The organism is Flavobacterium helocola, from assembly GCF_038289885.1.
Classification (GTDB): domain Bacteria; phylum Bacteroidota; class Bacteroidia; order Flavobacteriales; family Flavobacteriaceae; genus Flavobacterium; species Flavobacterium cheniae.
In genome coordinates, this window is sequence record NZ_JBBYHT010000005.1 from 196,904 (window position 1) to 220,229 (window position 23,326).

Sequence of the window (23,326 nt, forward strand, 5' to 3'; positions counted from 1 at the left end):
TTGACTCCGTCGAATCTTCGATTTCAGCATCTAGAAATAAAAAAACACCAGCAGAAATGTTGGTGTTTTTTGTTTTATCTAAATTTGTTTAATTCCGATTTTAATAAAAAAATCAAATGTACCATCATACATAAAGTCAGGTCTAGTCAAATCTTCATTATTCCCTCTGGGAATATAAATAATCATGCCTTGTCTTGCTCTTGTTAATAAAACTCTATAAGAATTAATTAAATATTTGATTCTTTCAGTATTACTGCAATTTTTCCAAGTTGTTCCTGTAAACTTTTTATAATTCCATTGATTATTGTTATAGAACAAATCACCATCCCAAGCAACACAAGTCCAATCTAATTCTAATCCTTGAATATCAAATTCTGTTGCAACCTCTTCCAAGAAATATGAAGAACGAATATCTTCCTTCTCATTTAAAAACCATATTGGAGCATCAATTTTAGCTTTTACATTTAATCCAAAAGGTCTTAACCGAATAGCACCTGATGATGCAATAATTCCTGTTCTTTCTGTTCCTTTTGCTTGATTATTTAGCCAGTTTTTTGCTTTTTCTAAATCACGAGTTATTCTAATTGGATAATCTTTTTCGATAAACTCTTTATAAATACTATTTGCCTTTACAATATCATTATTTATAATTTCTTGTATAAAACTTGATAATTGAGCACTTCTAAATGATCGTAAGGAAACGGATAAATGAAGCTCATCTTTTCTTACAGCACATTTATTTTTTAAAATTTCCAATGCATTACTGTCCTTTATATAATTATCATCTTCTATTATTTTTGATGAATAATAAACATCCCAATCTTTGAATTTATCTTCAAAAGGTCTTATCCATTCTTCCAAACCAGCCTCACCAGTATTTATTTCTTGTCCACCTCCAATCAAACAGACTATTGTACACCAATCTTTATGCCTGTCCATAACTTCAATTAAAAACTCAGGTTCAGATTTATTGAATTCTGAATTTCCTTTATTCCTTTTCATAAAACTCGAAGCTTGTTCTTTTGTCCAAGCTCTTTGAGCCTCATCGAATATTGTTACTTTCTCAATTGGCGCTTTGTCGTCTCTTAAAGATGCATCTCTAAAATGATGGATATTTTGTATAAATGATTTAACCTGAGATTTAGCATTTTCTTTTGATAGATATTCTCCATTTTCCTTTGAAGTTTTTACTTTGTCTCTTGCCAAAGCTTCTCTTAGAACATCAACCAATGGTCCATTTCCTGAAAGGAAAACTGCATGCTCTTCCTCTATATAATTTGAACGAATATTCGCGATATTTAAACCTGCCAGTGTTTTTCCTGCTCCCGGAACTCCAGTAATGAAACAAATCGATTTTTTATTATTCCTTTTTGAAAAATCAATTATTTCTGAAATACAATTTGAAGTTACTGATAAATTTTCAGCACCAGAATCACTTCTGGAGATTTCTGAAACATTATGTTTTTTATATAGAGCAGTAGCGGCTTCAATAATTGTTGGAGTAGGCTTATATATAGATTCTTCCCAAAACTTTATATCTATCTTATCAAAAAAATTCAAATTTTGTAGAGTATTATTAATTATATCTTTAAGATTAGTAGAATTTGCACAAATAGTTTGATACAAACAATCCAAACTTTTTGAATATACATTTATAACTGAAGGAGCTTTATCGGCAATTAAGATTGGTATTAAATTTTTGTTATGACTTCCTTCATGAAAATTATTCAAGTCTAGTCCATAATCAAAAGCTTGTTCTTTAGCTGATTTATCATAAATATCAGAACCAATTTTAAATTCTAAAACAAAAACACAATTATCAATAATTAAAATATTATCAACTCTTTTTCCCATTCTTGGGATTGTAAACTCAAAATAAATCTTTCCGCTATATGAAGAAATAGATTGTTTTAAAATTTCAATTTGCTTTTTCCATGCATTTGACTGTTGAATAGTCAATTTATTCAAATCATAATTTCCTGAAATTTTTCCGTAAATTGAATTAACATCTTCTTTTATAAATTCTTCAATAGAATTTGAGTAGTAAGACCTATTCATCGAATAAATCTTTAATTTTCACATCAAGAGCTTTGGCTAATTTTTCAACTACTTCAATGGAAACATTTCTTTCTCCTTTTTCTATTGTTGGCAAATATGTTCTATCAATTTCAGCTAAGTTCGCTAATTTTTCTTGCGACAAATTTTTTACTTTTCGCAATTCTTTTACTTTGAGACCAAATTTTTGTTTAATATTCATAGCCTCAAAGTTTAAAAAATGAAGACTACTAAACAACGGAGTATTGTCTACAAAAATAAAGTTAGAATTTACTTCACCCCATCCACCGCCATCACACCCTCTAAAAAATCAATACTTTTCACTTCTTCAAAAAAGTCGATTTCGGTTTCGTGAGGTAAAAAATCGGAGATGATGCGCACGATAAAATCTTGTGGTTTTTTCAAAAATTTAAACGTGTAATCTTCCATATTTACAACCGTTTTTTCGGCTAAATCGGTTGTTCTTACAAACTTGTCGGAAGTTAAAGACGACAAACAAGGTAAATTTAGCTTTGGTTTTTCGGTGATGATGGGTTTTCCGTTTTCAAACAAGCCGCCTTCGTAACCATATAGCGAGGCATTGGTAATTTCGATAGGTTTTCCTAAATGCAAATAATCGGGTAAATGGGCTTCTTTTCCAACTACAGCAGCAAAACCCATTAACACACAAATATCGTGTGGTGGCATTTGCATCATCGCCTTAGCCGTACTTTCACGACCAATTCCAGAAACGATTACTTCGTAGGTATGATTCAAATTAGGAATTCGAGCTAAAGCGTTTAGGACTTTTTCTCGCTCAATTTCCATTGGTGTTAAGATAATTACTTTCAAAATCTAAGAATTAAACCACAAAATAAAGTAATTTGAAGAGATTAAAGCGTGTATATTTTTTATATTTTTGTTCCATGTCAAAACTACCTAACATCACAACCAGTATTTTCTCTGTAATGTCGCAATTAGCGAACGAACACGGAGCCATTAATTTATCGCAAGGATTTCCAAATTTCCCTGAAGACGAACGTTTGTTGCAAATTTCAGAACGTATTATTCGAGAAAACATTCATCAATATACACCAATGGCGGGTTTGCCTTCGTTATTGGAAAAAATTGCGAATCAAACTTTAAAACAATACGATAGAAAAGTCAATACCGTAACTGAAATGTTAATTACCGCTGGCGCTACACAAGGCGTTTTTACAGCAATTAACACGTTTGTGAATCATGGCGATGAAGTGTTGATTTTAGATCCAAGTTATGACAGTTACGAACCATCCGTTTTGGTAGCGGGTGGAAAACCAGTTCGTGTTTCCTTAAACGATGATTACACGCCAAATTTTAATCGAATTGAAAGTGCTATTTCGGCTAAAACTAAAATGATTGTCATTAATAATCCACACAATCCTACGGGAAGAATTTGGACAGAAAGTGACTTTGAAGCTTTAGAAACCATTTTAGAAAAACATCCTCAAATTCTTATTTTGGGTGACGAAGTATACGAATATATTACGTTTTCGCAACCTCATATTTCATTTAATACACGTCCAAAATTAGTAGAGCGAACTATTATCGCTTCTTCTTTTGGAAAATCGTTGCATGTTACGGGTTGGAAAGTGGGTTATTTAATTGCTCCTGAAAATCTAATGTTCGAAATGAAAAAAGTGCATCAGTTTTTAGTGTTTAGTGTAAATAGTTTTTCGCAACATGCTATTTCAGAATATTTGAATGTAGTTGATTTTAGCGAAGTTTCGAAAATGTACCAACGCAAACGCGATTTGTTTCAAAACCTAATCAAAAATAGTCGTTTTGAGTTAATGCCTTGTGATGGAACGTATTTTCAAGTAGTGAATTACAACCAAATTTCATCCAAAAACGATGTGGATTTTGCTAAAGAATTAATTGTAAATCATGGTGTAGCTTCTATTCCGATTTCCGTTTTTTATAATGATGCTACTGATAGACATATGCTTCGTTTTTGTTTCGCTAAAACGGATGAAACTTTAATTGCAGCGGCGGAGAAACTGAATCAGATTTAGGATTTTAGCATACAAGTTTGTGTAAAAATCTTTGCGAACATTGCGAAAAACTTGACTATTTTGCGCTAAAAAATAAATTTTTCAACCTCTTGGTATTACTTTTTAGCTTACATTTACTAAAAACCTAGAAATTATGGCAAAAAGTCAAGACGCGAAGAAAACCGCAAAGAAAGAACCTTTGAAAACCGCAAAAGAGAAAAAAGAAGATAAACGAAATAAAAAAAATTCACCAAAGCGTGATTAATACACCTCCAAACACGAATGATCTTCGTGTTTTTTGTTTTTTATTCCCAAACGATTGCATCTAGCCCCGATTGTAGTGAAAATCCATTTTGTAAATGTTAAAAAACTTTTGCAAAATTATTGTAACGGAAAGCGGGAAACGACGTTTAAAAAACGCCTAAAGTGTGGCTTCAAAATATTTTTATTTCGGTATTTTTCTGTCTCTAAATCAGTTAAGTTACACTTTAACCCATTGTTAACAAAATTGCCTTGAAAAAACCATAAATAATTGTATTTTTACCACTTAAAATTTTTAACTATCAAATGGGTAAAATCATTGCAATTGCCAATCAAAAAGGCGGTGTTGGTAAAACAACTACATCTGTAAACTTAGCGGCGTCTCTGGGTGTTTTAGAAAAGAAAGTACTTTTAATCGATGCTGATCCGCAGGCTAATGCTAGTTCAGGTTTAGGAATTGATGTAGAAAGTGTGGAAATTGGTTCGTATCAAGTTCTAGAACATAGCGCAACACCTGAAGAAGCAACCGTTTCTTGTTCGGCACCAAATGTTTCGGTGATTCCGGCTCATATTGATTTGGTGGCTATCGAAATTGAATTAGTAGACAAAGAAAATCGCGAGTACATGCTAAAAAAAGCATTAGAAAGCGTAAAAGATAAATACGATTATATTTTAATTGACTGTGCTCCTTCTTTAGGATTATTAACATTGAATGCATTAACAGCTGCCGATAGTGTGGTTATTCCAATTCAGTGCGAATATTTTGCATTAGAAGGTTTAGGAAAATTATTAAACACCATTAAAAGTGTTCAAAAAATACATAATCCAAATTTAGATATTGAAGGATTGTTATTAACCATGTACGATTCTCGTTTACGTTTATCGAACCAAGTGGTTGAAGAAGTTCAAAAACATTTTAACGATATGGTTTTTGAAACGATTATTCAAAGAAATATCAAATTGAGCGAGGCACCAAGTTTTGGAGAAAGCATAATTAACTATGACGCTACGAGTAAAGGAGCTTCAAATTATTTGAACTTGGCTGAAGAAATTATTAAGAAAAATCAATAATAGAGAAGATGACAAAAGCGGTAAAAAAACAAGCCTTAGGAAGAGGATTATCGGCTTTATTGAAAGATCCTGAAAACGATATCAAATCGGTTGAGGACAAAAACGCAGATAAAGTAGTAGGAAATATTATTGAATTAGATATTGAATCGATTGAAATTAATCCGTTTCAACCGAGAACCAATTTCAACGAAGAAACGTTACAAGAATTAGCCAAATCGATTAAAGAATTAGGCGTAATTCAACCCATTACTGTTAGAAAATTAGATTTCAATAACTACCAATTAATTTCGGGAGAGCGACGTTTGCGTGCTTCTAAATTAATCGGATTGAAAACGATTCCGGCTTACATTCGTTTAGCAAATGACAACGAATCATTAGTTATGGCTTTGGTGGAAAACATCCAACGTCATGATTTAGATCCAATTGAGGTTGCTATTTCGTACCAACGTTTAATCGAAGAAATCAATTTAACGCAAGAAGAATTGAGTGAGCGCGTTGGTAAAAAACGTTCAACTATTACCAATTATCTTCGCTTATTGAAATTAGATCCAATTATTCAAACAGGAATGAGAGATGGTTTTATTTCGATGGGACACGGAAGAGCGTTGATTAACATTGACGATCAAGATGTTCAAAGCGATATTTATCATAAAGTAGTAACTCAAAATCTTTCGGTTAGAGAAACAGAAGCTTTGGTTAAAAATTATCAAGATAGTTTAAAACCAAAAACCGCTAAACCTGCAAAAGGCAACTCATTTGACATCAAAGAAGATGAGAAAAAAGCTTTTGCTAACTATTTCGGAACAAAAGTTGACGTTAAAGTTGCTGGTAATGGAAAAGGAAAAATCACAATTCCATTTCACTCCGAAGAAGACTTTAATCGTATCTTGAAACTAATTAATTCTTAGTGAGAAAACTTCAATACATATTTATTTTAACTTGTCTTTTTCTAAGTTTTGAAGGGAGAGCACAAGAAGAGATTTCTTTGGTTCCAAAAGACACCGTGAAAGCAGTTATTGATCCTAATCGCCCAGCTAGAGCCGCTTTTTATTCGGCACTTGTTCCTGGTTTAGGTCAAGCGTATAATAAAAAATATTGGAAAATTCCGATTGTTTATGCTGGTTTAGGTGCTGGAATTTACTATTACAGTTTCAATCAAAATAAATATCACGAATACAGAGACGAATACAAAAGAAGATTAGATGGAACTTCTAACCCTAATCATCCTATTTATGGAAGTTTAGACAACGATAGACTAATTCGTGCTCAAAAATTCCACCAAAGAAACAGAGATTTGTCTGCATTAATCACAGCTGGAATTTATATCTTAAATATAGTAGATGCTAATATCGATGCGCATTTAATGCAATTCAATGTTAATGACAATCTATCGATTAAACCCGATATGAATCAAAATCAAATGGATTACAGATTCAATTACGGAATGACATTAACCTATAGTTTTTAACAAAATATTGGGTAACAATTCTATCAATCCAACAACTAACTACTATGAAAATTGCACTTTTAGGATACGGAAAAATGGGAAAAGTTATTGAAAGAATAGCTTTAGAAAGAGGTCATGAAATCGTATTAAAAAAAGACCAAAATAACACTTTTGAAGGTTTATTAAATGCTGATGTTGCTATCGACTTTAGTGTTCCAGATAGCGCCATTGAAAATATTTCGGAATGTTTAAACAATGGAATTCCTGTTATTTCAGGAACTACAGGTTGGGTTGCAGACTATCCAAAAATGGTGAGCTTATGTGAAGCTAAAAACGGAAGTTTTATTTATGCTTCTAATTTTAGTTTAGGCGTAAATGTGTTTTTTGAATTAAACGAATATTTAGCCAAAATGATGGCCAATTTGAAACAATACAACGTTTCAATGGAAGAAATTCATCACACACAAAAATTAGATGCACCAAGCGGAACAGCCATTACATTAGCAGAAGGCGTTATCAAACATACTGATTATTCTAATTGGACATTAGAAACTCCAATTAGTAACGAAATACGCATTGAAGCAAAACGCATTGAAAACGTTCCAGGAACCCACAGTATTTTTTATGATAGTGAAGTGGACCAAATCGAAATCAAACACACCGCTCACAGCAGAGAAGGTTTTGCTTTAGGAGCTGTTGTCGCTGCCGAATGGTTGGTTGGAAAAAAAGGGGTTTTCACTATGAAAGATGTTTTGGGTTTAAACTCAAAATAAACAATTATACAATTTAACAAGTAAACGATATTAAAAATGGAAATATCAGGTTGGTTAATCTTTATCTTATTAGTTCAGGTAATTCACGGAATTGGAACTTGGAAATTATATGTAAAAGCAGGTAGAAAAGCATGGGAAGCATTTATTCCAGTATATAACGGAATTGTATTAATGCAAATCATTAACCGACCAAAATGGTGGATTTTATTGCTTTTTATTCCAGTTATTAACTTGTTTTTATTCCCAATTATTTGGATTGAAACGCTGAGAACTTTTGGTAAAAAATCAACTGTTGATATGGTTTTAGGTGTTGTTACATTAGGATTTTACATCGCTTACGTAAATTACACTCAAGAAACTACTTATCATGCCAATCGCGATTTAACGGCACCAAACAAAACAATGGATACTTTGGGTTCATTGTCTTTTGCAATTGTTGTTGCGACCTTAGTTCACACGTATTTTATTCAACCTTATACGATTCCAACATCATCGTTAGAAAAATCGTTATTGGTGGGTGACTTTTTATTCGTGAGTAAATTTCATTACGGAGCAAGAACTCCTATGACACCAATTGCTGCACCGATGGTTCATGACACTTTACCTATTGTAAAAGTAAAATCATATACTGCTAAGCCTTCATTGCCTTATTTCCGTTTTCCTGCATTACAAAAAATTGAACGTAATGATATTGTAGTTTTCAACTGGCCAGCTGATACTTTATTTCATATGTACAAAGCGGCTGATAAAAGATATGACAAACCAATCGATAAAAAAACGAACTACGTAAAACGTTGTACGGCTATTCCTGGTGATAATTTTGAAATCAGAGATGGTATTATTTTTATTAACGGAAAAGAATCAATTCTTCCAGAAAGAGCAAAACCACAATACTTTTATCTAATAAAATCAAAAGATGCTTCTATTGATAATTTAAAAGAATTTTATCAGATTTCTGAGGGTTACCCTCTATTTGAAATTAAAAATGAAATTTGGGACAAACCCGAATTAAAAAATGAATTAATTAGTCAATATGCTTTTGAAGAAATATCAAGAGACACCCTAACTACAGCTATAACTGGACAAATTGATCAAGAAATTTACAATAAGTTAGGTTTAATGATTTCACCCAATTATTTCTATGGAAATCTTACTTTTGAAAAATTTGAAAAATTAAAATCTGATAGTAGAATTAGTTTTGTAAAACGTCAAATTAGTAAGGAAGCTGAAGATGGAATATTTACAGATATTCTAGATGGAAAACCTTCATCTAAAAATAGTTGGAACAAAGATAACATGGGCCCAATTTATATTCCAGAAGCTGGAAAAATCGTAGCCTTAAACAAAGAAAACTTACCGCTTTATAAAAAAGTAATAGGTGAATACGAAGGAAATGATTTAAAAGTAAACGGTGATGAAATTCGTATCAACGGACAAGTTGCAACTTCATATACTTTCAAACAAGATTACTATTGGATGATGGGAGACAATCGTCATAACTCATTAGATTCACGTTATTGGGGATTTGTTCCGGCTGATCATATCGTTGGAAAACCAATTTTTATTTGGATGAGTATTGATGGTATCAACGATGGTCTTAAAAATTGGAGTATCCGTTGGGACAGATTATTTACAACTGTTAGCGGTGATGGACAACCAAAATCGTATTTCCAATATTTCTTAATTGCTTTAGCAGCTTACTTTGCTTTTGATTATTTTAGAAAAAAGAAGAAAAAGAAAGAAGAGAATAATGTTTAATTATTAAATCGTTTAATTGTTTAAAAGGAATGCATAAATTTTCATTTGAGAAATTAGACGTTTGGATAGAGTCAAAAGAATTGACAAAATCAATCTATAATTTAACTCTGTCTTTTCCGGATAGTGAAAAATTTGGACTTGTTTCTCAATTAAGAAGAGCTTCTGTATCAATTTGCTCAAATATTGCAGAAGGAACTTCAAGAATTTCAGATAAAGACAAAGCTCATTTCATTTCTATGTCTTACAGTTCAACAATGGAAGTATTAAACCAATTAATACTTTCTTATGAATTAGAATATATTAGTGAAACCAATTATTCAAACTGTAGGAATCAAATAAATAGCATTACTAATAAATTGAATTCCTTAAGAAATTATATCTTAAAAGATAAAAACTAAACAATTTAACGATTAAACAATTTAATATTTCAAATGAACATCCTAATACATCCAACTTATTTTCCATCGATTAGTCATTATATTGCTATGATTAAGGCGGATTCAGTTACTTTTGAAATGGAGGATAATTTCCAAAAACAAACCAACAGAAATAGGATGTATATTTATAGTCCAAACGGAATTCAATTACTGAATGTTCCAGTAAAGCATGCTGTTGAAAAACATCAGAAATACAAAGATGTTCGTATTGAAAACGATTTTGGATGGCAGAAAAACCACTTTAAATCCTTAGAAGCCGCTTACCGAACTTCACCTTTCTTTGAATACTTTGAAGATGATTTTCGTCCGTTATTTGAAAAGAAACATGAGTTTTTGATGGATTTAAATTTAGAAGTTTTTCAATTAGTAAACGATTCATTAGGAATAAATATCCAACCCAAAAAAACTACTGAATTCTTCCATGAAGTTCCTGATTATAGTGATTTCAGACATTTAGTAAACGGAAAAAAAGACACTACTCAAATAGAAGAATACACACAGGTTTTCAATGAAAAACATGGCTTTATCAATAATTTAAGTATTCTGGATTTGTTGTTTAACGATGGTAGATATGCTGTTGATTATTTGAAACTACAACAACTTTAGCATTACTCTTTTTCTCCGATTTTCAAACGTGTAATTTGCGGAAAATGATCACTTTGTTGGAAAGTTTCAATTGATTTGAATTCTTTTACTTCAATGTTTTCTTCTACAAAAACATAATCAATTCGAGCAGGATAATATTTGTAATTATACGATTTACCAAATCCTGTTCCAGCTTGTTCAAAAGCATCTTTCATATCTCCTTTAATGGTTCGATACACGTACGAAAAAGCACTATTGTTCAAATCGCCACAAATAATTTTTGAAAATTTACAATCTTCAAAATGCTTTTTAATCAATTCAGCCTGTTGTTGCTGCACAGTAAAAGCTTCGCTTAAGCGTTTGAAAATAAACTTTGACTTTTCCTCATCAATTTTTTCATGAATATCAGTACTAATTTTTATGGATTGTAAATGCATACTGTATACACGCATGGTATCTTTACCTTTAACAATATCCGCAAAAATGACATTGTTGCTCGAATTTGGAAACTCAATTTCTCCCTCGTCAATTATTTTATAATTAGAATAAATAGCTTGTCCGTATTTATTTTTTCCACCGTACAATTTTGTAAAATTGTATTTAAAGTTGAACGATTTCGAAACCAATTCGTTTGGAGAAAATTCTTGCAAACACAAAATATCAGGTTGTTCTTCCACTATGAATTTTGAAATTTGTTCAGGCACATCTGTATTGGGTAACCATTCATATAAATTGAACAATCTAACATTGTAGCTCATTAATTTAAAATCGGTATTTTCAGCTGTTATATTGGTTTCAGAAAATTTATAAAATCGATTTACAAACGTAATTCCCAATAACAAAACAAACCCAGAAAGCAAAACATAACGCTTTAACTGAAGCAACCAATAGACAAAAAAGAAAAAATTAAGGAATAAAAAAACAGGTAATCCTAATGTTAAAACACTTAAAAACGGAAAAACTTTTGGCGCTAAAAAAGGCAAAGAATAAGCAACAAAAGTTACTACAGCTAGAACTATATTAAGAAAAAACATTAATTTACTTAACCAACTTTGTTTTTGCATGTATTACTTTCCTGCTTTAAATAGGAATTCCTTTTCTTCTTTTGTTAAACTATCATAACCCGATTTACTGATTTTATCTAAAATATCATCAATCTGCTTTTGAGTCATGTCTTTATTCTCTTTAAACGAATTTACGCCATTTTTTGTTGTATTGCGATGCACTTTTTTAAATGGTGTTTTCTTTTTTGGTTTGAAAAGATTTGCAAAAGCATCTAATAAAGCTGAAAAAGGCTTCGTAATATCTGTACCTGATTGCAATAATTTTATGTAGATAAAACCGAATAAAGCTCCGCCTAGGTGTGCTAGATGTCCGCCAGTGTTATCTAACGGCATTTGGATTAAATCTACTAATAAAATCACAAAAGCCACATGCCATAATTTTACAATTCCAATTAACGGAATACGCAACAACATAAAAGGTGCATAAGTAGCTGTAGCAATTAAAATGGCCATAATAGCACCACTCGCACCAACTAACAGGCCTGCTTTTCCAATAAAAATGTATGACAAAACGAATGTAATTCCAGAGAAAATTCCACCTAAAACATACACACCAAACAATTGCTTATCTGTAAAATAGGTATTGAATAAGCGTCCAGAAAAATGAAGCACCATCAAGTTAAAAAACAAATGCAAAAATCCCGCATGAAAGAAATTGAATGTGATTAATGTCCAAGGTGTTCTAATGAACGTACCTAAATCAGATGACAAAGCAATCCATGTTGGAATTTGAAATTTCCCAGCAGAAAAACTATAAAAAAACACCAATGAAAACAAGAAGAAACCTATGTTCCAAAAGATTAACTTTTGTACCATACCTCCTGTTTTATATTGTAGTTTTAAATCGTCTAAAATGTTCATCTTTTTTCTTTGTTCTTATTTCTATTTTCTAAAAACTATCTATCCCAACGGTTTTGATTGTACTGATTTTTCTTCCAATACCACATCATAACAAAACCAATCAAAGCACCACCAACGTGAGCAAAATGAGCGATATTACCTCCAAAAAGACTGAATCCTGTTACACCTGAGAACAAATCTAACAATACGATTACAGGTACAAAATACTTAGCTTTTACAGGAACCGGAATAAACATCATCATCAACTCCGCATTAGGAAACATAAAAGCAAAAGCCACCAATAAACCGTAAATAGCTCCAGAAGCTCCAACAGCTGCCGATTGTGTTTTTACAGCAGCATTAAATAACAATCCAAAATCGGAATCATTAATTTTTAATCTATCGAAAGTTGACACTGCATTTTCATATAATAACTTTCCTGAATATTGATTACCGCTAACAAAATCGGTATTCAAAATTGTATGAATATCAGCCGATGATATTGAAGCATTTTCCAACTGGTTCAATAACGAATGTATTTCATAATAATTCACACCTGAATGAATTATGGCTGCTCCTAATCCACAAGAAAGATAGAAAAACAAAAACTTTTTTGCTCCCCAAAAATGTTCCAATGCACTTCCAAAAGAAATTAAAGCAAACATATTAAAGAAAATATGCATTAAACTTCCATGCATAAACATGTGTGTTATCGGTTGCCAAAACTTAAATCCATCGCTTTCAAAATAATGAAGCGACAATAATTCATTGGCTTGCGGCACTAAATAACTTCCTATAAAAAATAAAACGTTAATAATTAATAACTGTTTTACGGTATCGGTCATATTATTCATCATAGAGCAAATCTTTTATCTAAATCTTCTACCGTTAAGGTAATAAATGTGGGTTTTTGAAAAGGAGAAACATTTGGATCTTTACAAGCAAATAACGAATTTACTAAATTCTCTTGTTCTTTTCCTGTTAAATACGTTCCTGTTTTTACGGCCATACTTTTTGCCATTGATTTGGCAATACTATCACTTTGTGAAAAACTACTTTCCGGAATTTCGTTTTGTAAATTGCTTATTAACTCTTCTAAAACAATTGAAACTTCGCTTTCTGCCATTAAAATGGGTAAACCCGAAATCTGAACTGAATCGCTATTGAAAGCATCAAAAACAAATCCTGTATTTTCTAACGACGATTGTAATTCATTCAACAAAACCATTTCTTCGGAAGAAAAATACAATTCCAAAGGAAATAACAATTGCTGGCTCGACGCTTTTTGAACCGTAATGCTTGTCAGAAATTGTTCATACAACACACGTTGGTGCGCTCTACCTTGATCAATTACTAACATGCCTGATTTTATAGCACTTACAATATATTTTTTATGAATTTGATAAGTCGAAGAAGATTTTGTTTCCTCAACCTCATCATCAAATAATTTTCCAGTCACTTCTTCGCTTTCAAATGAAAACTGTTCTAATTCTTGTGTTTCTTGCTTTAATCCTACATATAAACTTTCCCAACTTGCAGTAGTGGTTTCTCTTTTATAACTTCCAAAAGAAGAAAGCGATTTAGCAGCTGGTTTATCAGTAGCAAATGGATTAAAACTAGAATCTACTTGAATCGTAGGAAAATCGGCTTCTTTATCTTTGTATTGATATGGCGTATCTAAATTAGAATCTCGTTCAAAATCTAAAACTGGCGCCACATTAAATTGTCCTAAACTATGTTTTACAGCCGAACGCAATATAGCATATAACGAATGTTCGTCGTCGAACTTAATTTCGGTTTTGGTAGGATGTATGTTGATATCAATCGTATGTGGAGGCACTTGCAAATACAAGAAATAACTCGGTTGATTGCCTTCTTTTAGCAAACCTTCATAGGCATTCATAATCGCATGATGCAAATACGCACTTTTGATATATCTGTCATTTACAAAGAAAAACTGTTCGCCTCTACCCTTCTTAGCGAATTCGGGCTTTCCAACAAATCCTGTAATATTGATTAACTCTGTTTCTTCTGAAACAGGCACTAATTTTTCATTGGTTTTTCCACCAAAAATATTTACGATTCTTTGACGATAATTTGAACTTGGTAAATTGTACAACTCACTTCCATTGTGAATCAACGTAAATGAAATCGACGGATGCGCCATTGCTACACGTTGGAATTCATCCATCACATGACGAAATTCTACCGTTTCCGATTTCAAGAAATTTCTTCGCGCTGGAATATTAAAAAAAAGGTTTTTAACCGCAAACGAAGTTCCTTTTGGCAAAACGGCCACTTCTTGAGTTACTAATTTACTGCCTTCAATTACGATATGCGTTCCTAATTCTTCCTGATCTTGTTTGGTTTTCATTTCTACATGCGCAATTGCGGCAATTGAAGCCAATGCTTCTCCACGAAAACCTTTGGTATGTAAATCAAATAAATCTTCAGCTTGGCGAATTTTAGAAGTAGCATGACGCTCGAAACACAAACGCGCATCAGTTGTATTCATACCTAAACCGTTATCGATAACTTGAACTAAGGTTTTACCAGCTTCCTTAACTATTAATTTGATATCGGTAGCTTTAGCATCAACGGCATTTTCCAACAACTCCTTTACTACAGAAGCAGGTCGTTGAACGACTTCTCCAGCAGCAATTTGATTGGCAACATGATCGGGTAAAAGTTGAATAATACTAGCCGCCATTATTTTCTTCTAAAAATGGAAAAATCAAAATCAATGATAAAGAAAAATATCAAAACCAATATTAAGGCAATGATAATAACACGCATATTGAAAGATCTATTTTTTCTGTTACGACTACTATCACGTGCATCTTGCCATTGACCTCTGAAATCATTATAACTCACTCCATCTCTATCACGACGAATAGGTGAATCAAAATCAAACGGATTATCAACTGTTTTTCCTTGATAATGACGTGGTGTATAATTGAATTGCTTATTTTTTGGCATTCTACCTTTTCCAAACTTAATCATGTCGCATTATTTTTTTCAAATTTAGGGATTTTTACGCTTTTAACCTCCAAATTTTTGTTAACAAAAAAATCCCGATAAAAATCGGGATTAGTATATTGATTTTAAAGGAAATCCTTTTATTTTCTATTCAAATCTACCATTTTAATTGCTGCAATAGCCGCTTCTACACCTTTATTTCCGTGTTTACCTCCACTTCTATCTAACGATTGTTGCATGTTGTTATCGGTTAGCACACAAAAAATAGTTGGTACATCATATAAAAGATTTAAATCTTTCATTCCTTGTGTAACACCTTCGCATACAAACTCGAAATGCATGGTTTCACCTTTAATTACACAGCCAATTACGATTACAGCATCCAACTCTAATTTTTCATGCATTTGACGTGCTCCGAAAATCAATTCGAAACTTCCTGGCACATTCCAACGGATGATATTTTCTGGTAAAGCACCACAATCTGTTAAAGCTGAGAAAGCTCCGTTATATAAACCTTCGGTAACTTCTTCGTTCCATTCTGAAACAACAATCCCAAACCGAAAATCTTTCGCGTTTGGGATTGTGTTTTTATCGTAATTAGATAAATTTTTATTTTCTGTTGCCATTCTTATTCAGTCATTGCAATGAAAGCGTCAATATTCATTCCTTCTTTAGAAGTTTCATATTTCTCTTTAATCTCTACAAATAAAGCATGAGCTTCAGCTTTTTTACCAGCTGTTAAATATAATTGAGCTGCTTTTAATAAATATCTTGGTGTAGTGAAATCATTTTCAGAAGCTTCAGCTGCTTTTTTGTAATGAGCAATTGCATCATCCACTTTATTAGTTTCCGATAAAGCATCTCCGATAGCTCCTAAAGCGATTGGTTTTAAAATAGCATCATCAGATTTAAATTTCTCTAAATAAGTAATAGCATTTTTAAAATCACCTAAGTTTAAGTAAGCCATACCCGCGTGGTAGTTAGCTAAGTTTCCAGCTGCAGTACCTTCGTATTGCTCAGCTACTCCTAAGAAACCTAATTTACCCTCACCACCTTTAAGTGCTAAATTATATAAAGAATCATTTTTCTCTGTAGCATCAACAGCTTGTTGAAAATATTGTTGTGCTTGGAAAATTTCGTTAGCTGCTTTTTCTTCTTTTGGCTCAACAACAAATCTATTGAATAATAAATATCCTAAAGTTCCAATCGCAATTGCACCTACAATACCTAATAGTACTTTTTGATTTTTAGCTACCCACTCCTCAGTTCTTGAAGCTTTCTCGTCTAAAGTATTAAAAACCTCAGCCGTAGTACTATCTTGTACATCAACTGCTTCTACTTCGTCAAACTCGTTTTCAACTTTAGCTTCTTCTGGTTTTGGAGCTTTGTATCCTCTTTTGTTATATGTTGCCATTTATATTAAATTTAATGAGGTGCAAAAATATAATTTTTATTAAAATTAAAAACCATTTTAGTATATATTTTTAACAAATTCGATTTACTTTTGCATTAAGTCCTATTTTTAGTCCAAAATCAAAGTATATTTATTGTGTTTTTAAAACAATTATCGCTTCTTAACTATAAAAATTTAGCCCAAATCGATTTTGATTTTGACGCTAAGATTAATTGTTTTGTAGGGAAAAATGGCGTTGGAAAAACTAATATTTTAGATGCAATATATCATTTGGCTTATGGCAAAAGCTATTTCAACCCTTTAGCAGTTCAAAACATCCGACATGGCGAAGAGTTTTTCGTGATAGATGCTTTACTTGAAAAAAACGGCAAAGAAGAAAAAATTGTTTGCAGCTTAAAAAAAGGACAAAAAAAAACCATCAAACGAAACGGCAAAGTCTATGAAAAACTTTCCGAACATTTAGGTTTGATTCCATTGGTAATTATTTCACCTTCTGATGCTGATTTGATTGTGGAAGGAAGCGAAACACGCAGGAAATTCATTGATAGCGTAATTGCAACTTTAGACAATACGTATTTGCAATTACTTATTCAATACCAAAAAACGTTAGCGCAACGAAATGCTTTATTAAAATATTTCGCCTTGAATCAGACTTTTGATGCGGATAATTTATCGATTTATAACGAGCAATTGAGTAATTCTGGACAATTGATTTTCGAAAAAAGAAAACAATTTTTAAATGATTTTATTCCAATTTTCGAAAAACATCACACCAATATTTCGGGCGGAAATGAAAAAGTTGCTTTAAAATACGAAAGTCAACTATTTGAAAAAGATTTAATATCTCTTTTAGAAGAATCACTTCAAAAAGACCGAATTATTCAATATACCAGCGCTGGAATTCATAAAGATGATTTGATTTTTGAAATAGATGGTTTCCCAATTAAGAAATTTGGTTCGCAAGGCCAACAGAAATCATTTTTGATTGCTTTAAAATTGGCGCAATTCGAATTCATGAAAAAACAAAGTGGCGAATTACCAATCCTTCTTTTTGATGATATTTTCGATAAATTAGACGAAACACGTGTGCAAAAAATTGTAACGATGGTGAATGATGCCGTTTTTGGACAAATTTTTATTTCTGATACTCATGCAGAACGAACAGAACTGATCATCAAAGAAACGCATCAATCGTATAAAATATTTCCAATTTAAAATTCATAATACTACATTTGAAAAAAATTATTCTACTATGAATATTCAAACCAATTTCTCTCTAAAAAATTACAATACTTTTGGAATTGAAGCTAAAGCCAAACAATTTGTTTCGGTAAGCTCGATTGCAGAATTGAAAGAAGTATTGACAAAAAACGATGATATTTTTATTTTGGGTGGCGGAAGCAATATGCTTTTAACACAAGACATCGAAAAATTAGTCGTTCATGTGAATTTAAAAGGAAGAGAAATTGTTGAAGAAAACGATGATTTTGCCATTGTAAAAGCTCAAGCTGGTGAAAACTGGCACGAATTTATACTTTGGTGTATTGATCAAAATTTTGGTGGTATTGAGAATTTATCATTGATTCCAGGAAATGTTGGCACAACTCCTATTCAAAACATTGGCGCATATGGTGTTGAAATCAAAGATACCATGTTTTCGTGCGATGCTTTGAATTTGAAAACATTAGAAATTGAAACTTTCACTAATGCACAATGCAAATTTGAATACCGTGAAAGCGTGTTCAAAAACGAATTGAAAAATCAATATATTATCACTTCAGTTTGTTTCAAATTGACTAAGAAAAATCATAAAGTTTCTACCACTTATGGAGCAATTGAAACCGAATTACAACATCAAAACATACAGAACCCAACTCTAAAAGACGTTAGCAATGCAGTAATTGCCATTCGTCAAAGCAAATTACCAGACCCTAAAGAATTAGGTAACAGTGGAAGTTTCTTCAAAAACCCGATTATAGCAAAAGACGCTTACGAAAAAGCAAAAGCACTTCACCCAGAAATGCCGCATTATGTAGTTTCTGAAACTGAAGTCAAAGTTCCTGCGGGTTGGTTAATTGAACAAGCTGGTTTTAAAGGAAAACGTTTTGGTGATGCGGGCGTGCATAAAAATCAAGCCTTGGTTTTAGTGAATTATGGAACGGCAACTGGAGCCGAAATTGTAGCCCTTTCGAGAAATATTCAACAAACCATTTTAGAAAAATTTGGAATTGCAATAGAAGCGGAAGTGAATATTATTTAGTTGGGAGTTTAAAATCTTTGTATCTTTTTAAACACATAGGCACATTAGATTTGCTTTGTGTTGATTTTAGGTATTACACTTTTCATAGACAACATAAGAAATCCGCTTAAATCTGCGTTTTGCATTAGCAAATCAGTTTCATCCGCGTGCTAAACTTACTTCATTATTTCACAGAGATTCAACGAGTTTTTTTGATTTTGATGGTATTGATTTGAGATACACAGAGACGTTTTACTTATACGAGAATTAAAACCTTAATTATAAAACCAAAGTATTAAAGAATTATTTACGTGCTTTGCGAAAAAACTTTGCGAACTTTGCGTTTAAATTCTGAACTTGATTTGAATTTTCTTTTGTAAATTTGCAGTTCAAAATAGAAAAAGATGAAACTTGTATTAGTAACCATTGGACTTTTAGGACTTGCGTTTGCAGGTATCGCGATAAAAATTTGGGCAAAAAAAGACGGAAAATTTGCAGGAACTTGTGCTAGCCAAAGTCCGTTTTTGAATAAAGATGGAGAAAACTGCAGCTATTGCGGAAAAACTCCAGAACAAATGAAAGACTGCAACGAAGAATCGCACGCATAATTTTACCCATTTATGATACTAACAATACTCTTAATCGCTTTTGCGGTTATCGTGTTTATTCAATTTATTTATTACCTTTTTATTTTCGGAAAATTCTCATTTGGTAAAAAAACTGAGGGAACTCCGAAACGTTTACCTATTTCCATTATTGTTTGTGCTAAAAACGAAGAAGAAAATATCAAAAAATATTTTCAAACTTTGGTTACTCAAAATTATCCTGATTACGAAATTGTTTTAATTGACGATGCTTCGAGCGATGAAACTTTGGAATTATTTGAAAGTTACGAAAAACAATATTCGAATGTGAAATTAGTAAAGGTTGAAAATGTAGAAGCCTTTTGGGGTAATAAAAAATTCGCGTTAACCTTGGGAATCAAAGCCGCAAAAAACGAGTATTTAGTATTTACCGATGCGGATTGTTATCCTGCTTCAAACGATTGGTTGTTGCAAATTTCAACTCAATTCACAAAAGAAAAAACAATTGTTTTAGGATATGGTGCTTACGAAAAAGTAAAGAATTCTTTCCTAAACAAAATCATTCGTTTTGAAACGATGTTGACAGCTACACAATATTTTTCTTGGGCAAAAATTGGCAAACCTTATATGGGTGTTGGGAGAAATTTAGCTTACAAAAAAGAAGAATTTTTTAACGTTCGTGGTTTTATGGATCACATGAAAATTCGTTCGGGCGATGATGATTTATTTATCAATCAAGCGGCAACAAAAAAGAACACGGCGATTTTATATACTCCAGAAAGTTTTACTTTTTCGGAACCAAAAACTACTTTTTCGTCTTGGGTTTACCAAAAAAGAAGACACGCTACTACTGCCAAATTCTACAAAGGATTTGATAAATTTCAATTGGGATTATTTTTCTTTAGTCAGTTTTGGTTTTTAGTTTTGGCGATTATTTTATTGGCGTTTCAATTCCAATGGATGATTGTGACTGGAATTATCGTTTTTAGATATTTATTTTCTTGGATTTCTTTAGGTTATGCCGCTGGAAAATTAAAAGAAAAAGATGTGATGTATTGGTATCCAATTATCGAAATTGTACTTATCTTTACTCAACTAAGCGTATTTTTTAGAAACCTCATCTCAAAACCTGTACATTGGAAGTAAATTCGGTAATTATTCAAGAAAACATTGAAAAAGCAAAAAAGGGAGACCAAGTTGCTTTTACCTTTTTATTGGATTTTTTCTGGAATGAAGTGTACGGTTTCATGCTAAAACGCACCGAAAACGAAACAGATACCGAAGATATAGCGATTGAAACTTTCGCAAAGGCATTTGATAAAATCTCAACATACAATCCCGAATATGGTTTTAATACTTGGTTGATTGCGATTGCAAAAAATGTTCATATCGACATGCTTCGCAAAAAGAAATCGTCTTTATTTATTGAAATGAATGACGAAGAAGACCATCAAGCCTACAGCGTTGCCGATGATTCCAATTCTGCCGAAGATGAGTTAATTATCGAGCAAAATTTAGCCCAATTACTACAATATATCAAACAATTGAAACCTGCTTATCAGGAAGTGATTCAAATGCGCTATTTTCAAGAAATGACCTATCAAGAAATGGCAGAACAAATTGATGAACCGCTAAATAACATCAAAATCAAACTGCTAAGAGCTAAGAAATTGTTAGCGGAGATTATTTCGGGGAAGTAAACTTCTAAACAAATCTTAAAACTTTACAATCTGTTATAGAAATCCGCCATTTCTAATTATCTTTGTCCATCAAAATTTTGATTATGGACACGGCTATTGATAATGTTTTTCCACCAAGAGAACCCAAACCAAAATGGTTGCGCGTAAAATTACCAACAGGTAAAAACTACACCGAACTTAGAGGTTTAGTAGACAAATACAAACTGAATACGATTTGTACTTCGGGAAGTTGTCCTAATATGGGCGAATGTTGGGGCGAAGGAACGGCAACTTTCATGATTTTAGGAAATATCTGTACGCGTTCGTGCGGATTTTGTGGTGTAAAAACCGGTCGCCCAGAAACAGTGGATTGGGATGAACCTGAAAAAGTAGCGCGTTCTATCAAAATCATGAACATCAAACATGCCGTTATTACGAGTGTTGACCGTGATGATTTAAAGGATATGGGTTCGATTATTTGGGCAGAAACCGTGAAAGCGATTCGTCGAATGAATCCAAATACTACTTTAGAAACGTTAATTCCAGATTTTCAAGGTAACACAAGAAATTTAGACCGAATTATAGAAGTAGCTCCAGAAGTAGTTTCTCACAACATGGAAACCGTAAAACGATTGACTCGTGAAGTGCGTATTCAAGCGAAATATGAAAAAAGTTTGGAAGTGTTGCGTTATTTGAAAGAGCAAGGTATTAAAAGAACAAAATCGGGCATCATGTTAGGTTTAGGTGAAACGGAAGAAGAAGTGATTCAAGTTTTACACGATTTAGCTGATGCAAAAGTGGATATTGTTACCATTGGTCAATACTTACAACCAAGTAAAAAACATTTACCGGTTAAAGAATACATCACGCCAGAACAATTTGCGAAATACGAAAAAATAGGAAAAGAATTAGGTTTTAGACATGTGGAAAGTGGCGCTTTGGTGCGTTCTTCTTATCATGCAGAGAAACATATTCATTAAGCGGGAAGATGGATGATGGATGCTGGAAGTTTTTAAATCCCAAATTCAAATAAATAAACTTGGTTACACTAACTTTTCAACTTGAAACTTGAAACTTGAAACAAAAACATTGACCAGAGCAAAGCGACTGTATGAATATAAAACCTGAAACAAAAATAAAAATTGCTATTAATGGTTTTGGAAGAATTGGACGTAATTTGTTCCGATTGCTTTTGAATCATCCTACTATCGAAGTAGTTGCCATCAACGACATTGCAGATAACAAAACAATGGCGCATTTGGTAAAATATGATAGCATTCACGGTGTTTTGAATCGTAAGGTTTCCTTTTCTGATGATTCGATTATCATTGATGATAAATCATTTTTGTTTTTTCACGAAAGAGAAATCAAAAATTTAGATTGGAAATCGGTAAACGTAGATATTGTTATCGAATCGACGGGAAAATTCAAAACGTTTGAAGATATTAACCAACATATTTTAGTTGGAGCGAAAAAAGTAATTCTTTCCGCACCTTCTGAAGTGGATGAAATAAAAACCGTAGTTTTAGGTGTAAACGAACACATTTTAGACGGAAGCGAAACTATTATTTCTAATGCAAGTTGCACGACCAACAACGCAGCTCCGATGATTAAAATCATTCAGGAATTGTGTGAAGTGGAACAAGCGTACATCACAACAATTCACTCCTACACTACCGACCAAAGTTTACACGATCAACCACATAAAGATTTACGCAGAGCTCGTGGCGCTTCTCAATCTATTGTTCCAACAACGACTGGCGCAGCAAAAGCATTGACTAAAATTTTTCCAGAATTAGAAGGAAAAATCGGTGGTTGCGGTATTCGAGTTCCTGTTCCTGACGGCTCGTTGACCGATATTACTTTTAATGTAAAAAGACAAGTTTCTATTGAAGAAATCAATCAAGCTTTTAAAAAAGCAGCTGAAACTAATTTCAAAGGAATTTTAGATTATACGGAAGATCCTATTGTTTCTGTGGATATTATCGGCAATCAAAACTCTTGTTTATTTGATGCACAATTAACATCTGTTATAGACAAAATGGTTAAAATTGTAGGTTGGTATGACAATGAAATTGGCTATTCTTCGCGATTAATTGACTTAATTACATTCGTTTCTAAAAAATAA

At 32.3% G+C, this 23,326-nt stretch carries 25 protein-coding genes; 15 read left to right on the forward strand and 10 right to left on the reverse strand.

The window, feature by feature from the left end; translation table 11 throughout:
- Nucleotides 1-78: 78 nt before the first annotated feature.
- The 3 genes from AAEO58_RS11270 to AAEO58_RS11280 all read right to left on the reverse strand — a co-directional run bounded on the left by AAEO58_RS11270 (nucleotide 79) and on the right by AAEO58_RS11280 (nucleotide 2,886).
- Complete coding sequence (locus AAEO58_RS11270; RefSeq protein ID WP_341683477.1) at nucleotides 79-2,058, reverse strand: DUF2075 domain-containing protein; 1,980 nt, start codon at nucleotides 2,056-2,058, stop codon at nucleotides 79-81.
- Nucleotides 2,051-2,257: a helix-turn-helix domain-containing protein gene (locus tag AAEO58_RS11275; protein WP_231843315.1), complete on the reverse strand. Its 207-nt coding sequence runs from the start codon at nucleotides 2,255-2,257 to the stop codon at nucleotides 2,051-2,053. The genes AAEO58_RS11270 and AAEO58_RS11275 overlap by 8 nt, the downstream gene beginning before the upstream one ends.
- 68 nt (nucleotides 2,258-2,325) lie before the next feature.
- Entirely contained in the window at nucleotides 2,326-2,886 is a 561-nt protein-coding gene (locus AAEO58_RS11280; RefSeq protein ID WP_341683479.1) for a hypothetical protein, read from the reverse strand.
- Nucleotides 2,887-2,960: 74 nt separating this feature from the next.
- Between AAEO58_RS11280 and AAEO58_RS11285 the strand changes: the two genes are divergently transcribed.
- The 8 genes from AAEO58_RS11285 to AAEO58_RS11320 all read left to right on the forward strand — a co-directional run bounded on the left by AAEO58_RS11285 (nucleotide 2,961) and on the right by AAEO58_RS11320 (nucleotide 10,420).
- On the forward strand, nucleotides 2,961-4,088 hold the full coding sequence (locus AAEO58_RS11285) for a methionine aminotransferase (RefSeq protein ID WP_341683480.1): 1,128 nt from the start codon (nucleotides 2,961-2,963) through the stop codon (nucleotides 4,086-4,088).
- Between the two features lie 546 nt (nucleotides 4,089-4,634).
- A complete protein-coding gene (locus AAEO58_RS11290; protein ID WP_341683481.1) occupies nucleotides 4,635-5,399 on the forward strand; it encodes a ParA family protein in 765 nt (254 codons plus the stop codon).
- 8 nt (nucleotides 5,400-5,407) lie between these two features.
- Nucleotides 5,408-6,307 (forward strand): ParB/RepB/Spo0J family partition protein, encoded by a 900-nt coding sequence (locus AAEO58_RS11295; protein WP_341683482.1) that lies wholly within the window; start codon nucleotides 5,408-5,410, stop codon nucleotides 6,305-6,307.
- A complete protein-coding gene (locus tag AAEO58_RS11300) occupies nucleotides 6,307-6,867 on the forward strand; it encodes a DUF5683 domain-containing protein (RefSeq protein WP_341683483.1) in 561 nt (186 codons plus the stop codon). The genes AAEO58_RS11295 and AAEO58_RS11300 overlap by 1 nt, the downstream gene beginning before the upstream one ends.
- Before the next feature lie 44 nt (nucleotides 6,868-6,911).
- Nucleotides 6,912-7,619 carry a 4-hydroxy-tetrahydrodipicolinate reductase gene (gene dapB, locus AAEO58_RS11305; protein WP_341683484.1) on the forward strand — a complete coding sequence of 236 codons (708 nt, stop codon included), beginning with the start codon at nucleotides 6,912-6,914 and terminating at the stop codon, nucleotides 7,617-7,619.
- Between the two features lie 36 nt (nucleotides 7,620-7,655).
- Complete coding sequence (gene lepB / locus AAEO58_RS11310; protein ID WP_341683485.1) at nucleotides 7,656-9,377, forward strand: signal peptidase I; 1,722 nt, start codon at nucleotides 7,656-7,658, stop codon at nucleotides 9,375-9,377.
- A 29-nt stretch (nucleotides 9,378-9,406) separates the two neighbouring features.
- On the forward strand, nucleotides 9,407-9,775 hold the full coding sequence (locus tag AAEO58_RS11315; RefSeq protein WP_026724841.1) for a four helix bundle protein: 369 nt from the start codon (nucleotides 9,407-9,409) through the stop codon (nucleotides 9,773-9,775).
- Between the two features lie 33 nt (nucleotides 9,776-9,808).
- Nucleotides 9,809-10,420: a WbqC family protein gene (locus tag AAEO58_RS11320; protein ID WP_341683488.1), complete on the forward strand. Its 612-nt coding sequence runs from the start codon at nucleotides 9,809-9,811 to the stop codon at nucleotides 10,418-10,420.
- A 2-nt stretch (nucleotides 10,421-10,422) separates the two neighbouring features.
- On the opposite strand, the gene AAEO58_RS11325 is transcribed toward AAEO58_RS11320, so the two are convergent.
- The 7 genes from AAEO58_RS11325 to AAEO58_RS11355 all read right to left on the reverse strand — a co-directional run bounded on the left by AAEO58_RS11325 (nucleotide 10,423) and on the right by AAEO58_RS11355 (nucleotide 16,696).
- The gene (locus AAEO58_RS11325) at nucleotides 10,423-11,463 is read right to left on the reverse strand and encodes an endonuclease/exonuclease/phosphatase family protein (protein ID WP_341683490.1); all 1,041 of its coding nucleotides are present in this window, start codon (nucleotides 11,461-11,463) and stop codon (nucleotides 10,423-10,425) included.
- A gap of 3 nt (nucleotides 11,464-11,466) precedes the next feature.
- Nucleotides 11,467-12,324 (reverse strand): rhomboid family intramembrane serine protease, encoded by an 858-nt coding sequence (locus AAEO58_RS11330; RefSeq protein WP_341683492.1) that lies wholly within the window; start codon nucleotides 12,322-12,324, stop codon nucleotides 11,467-11,469.
- A 35-nt stretch (nucleotides 12,325-12,359) separates the two neighbouring features.
- Nucleotides 12,360-13,157, reverse strand: a complete 798-nt coding sequence (locus tag AAEO58_RS11335; protein ID WP_341683559.1) for a rhomboid family intramembrane serine protease — start codon at nucleotides 13,155-13,157, stop codon at nucleotides 12,360-12,362.
- Nucleotides 13,157-15,013 carry a DNA mismatch repair endonuclease MutL gene (mutL, locus tag AAEO58_RS11340; RefSeq protein ID WP_341683494.1) on the reverse strand — a complete coding sequence of 619 codons (1,857 nt, stop codon included), beginning with the start codon at nucleotides 15,011-15,013 and terminating at the stop codon, nucleotides 13,157-13,159. The genes AAEO58_RS11335 and mutL overlap by 1 nt, the downstream gene beginning before the upstream one ends.
- Nucleotides 15,013-15,306 (reverse strand): hypothetical protein, encoded by a 294-nt coding sequence (locus AAEO58_RS11345; RefSeq protein WP_341683495.1) that lies wholly within the window; start codon nucleotides 15,304-15,306, stop codon nucleotides 15,013-15,015. Before AAEO58_RS11345 ends, mutL begins: the two co-directional genes overlap by 1 nt.
- Before the next feature lie 116 nt (nucleotides 15,307-15,422).
- On the reverse strand, nucleotides 15,423-15,908 hold the full coding sequence (gene ribH, locus AAEO58_RS11350; protein WP_133610592.1) for a 6,7-dimethyl-8-ribityllumazine synthase: 486 nt from the start codon (nucleotides 15,906-15,908) through the stop codon (nucleotides 15,423-15,425).
- Nucleotides 15,909-15,910: 2 nt separating this feature from the next.
- Nucleotides 15,911-16,696, reverse strand: coding sequence for a tetratricopeptide repeat protein (locus AAEO58_RS11355; protein WP_341683496.1), 786 nt, complete (start codon nucleotides 16,694-16,696; stop codon nucleotides 15,911-15,913).
- A gap of 135 nt (nucleotides 16,697-16,831) precedes the next feature.
- On the opposite strand from AAEO58_RS11355, the gene recF reads away from it, so the two are divergent.
- The 7 genes from recF to gap all read left to right on the forward strand — a co-directional run bounded on the left by recF (nucleotide 16,832) and on the right by gap (nucleotide 23,326).
- On the forward strand, nucleotides 16,832-17,911 hold the full coding sequence (recF, locus tag AAEO58_RS11360; RefSeq protein ID WP_341683498.1) for a DNA replication/repair protein RecF: 1,080 nt from the start codon (nucleotides 16,832-16,834) through the stop codon (nucleotides 17,909-17,911).
- Between the two features lies 1 nt (nucleotide 17,912).
- The gene (gene murB / locus AAEO58_RS11365; protein ID WP_341683561.1) at nucleotides 17,913-18,956 is read left to right on the forward strand and encodes a UDP-N-acetylmuramate dehydrogenase; all 1,044 of its coding nucleotides are present in this window, start codon (nucleotides 17,913-17,915) and stop codon (nucleotides 18,954-18,956) included.
- Between the two features lie 383 nt (nucleotides 18,957-19,339).
- Nucleotides 19,340-19,543 carry a membrane or secreted protein gene (locus tag AAEO58_RS11370; RefSeq protein ID WP_133610600.1) on the forward strand — a complete coding sequence of 68 codons (204 nt, stop codon included), beginning with the start codon at nucleotides 19,340-19,342 and terminating at the stop codon, nucleotides 19,541-19,543.
- 12 nt (nucleotides 19,544-19,555) lie between these two features.
- Nucleotides 19,556-20,665 carry a glycosyltransferase gene (locus AAEO58_RS11375; RefSeq protein WP_341683499.1) on the forward strand — a complete coding sequence of 370 codons (1,110 nt, stop codon included), beginning with the start codon at nucleotides 19,556-19,558 and terminating at the stop codon, nucleotides 20,663-20,665.
- Nucleotides 20,656-21,219 (forward strand): RNA polymerase sigma factor, encoded by a 564-nt coding sequence (locus AAEO58_RS11380; protein WP_290820882.1) that lies wholly within the window; start codon nucleotides 20,656-20,658, stop codon nucleotides 21,217-21,219. Before AAEO58_RS11375 ends, AAEO58_RS11380 begins: the two co-directional genes overlap by 10 nt.
- Nucleotides 21,220-21,302: 83 nt before the next feature.
- Nucleotides 21,303-22,178, forward strand: a complete 876-nt coding sequence (gene lipA, locus AAEO58_RS11385; RefSeq protein WP_111567673.1) for a lipoyl synthase — start codon at nucleotides 21,303-21,305, stop codon at nucleotides 22,176-22,178.
- A 131-nt stretch (nucleotides 22,179-22,309) separates the two neighbouring features.
- Nucleotides 22,310-23,326 (forward strand): type I glyceraldehyde-3-phosphate dehydrogenase, encoded by a 1,017-nt coding sequence (gap, locus tag AAEO58_RS11390; RefSeq protein WP_341683501.1) that lies wholly within the window; start codon nucleotides 22,310-22,312, stop codon nucleotides 23,324-23,326.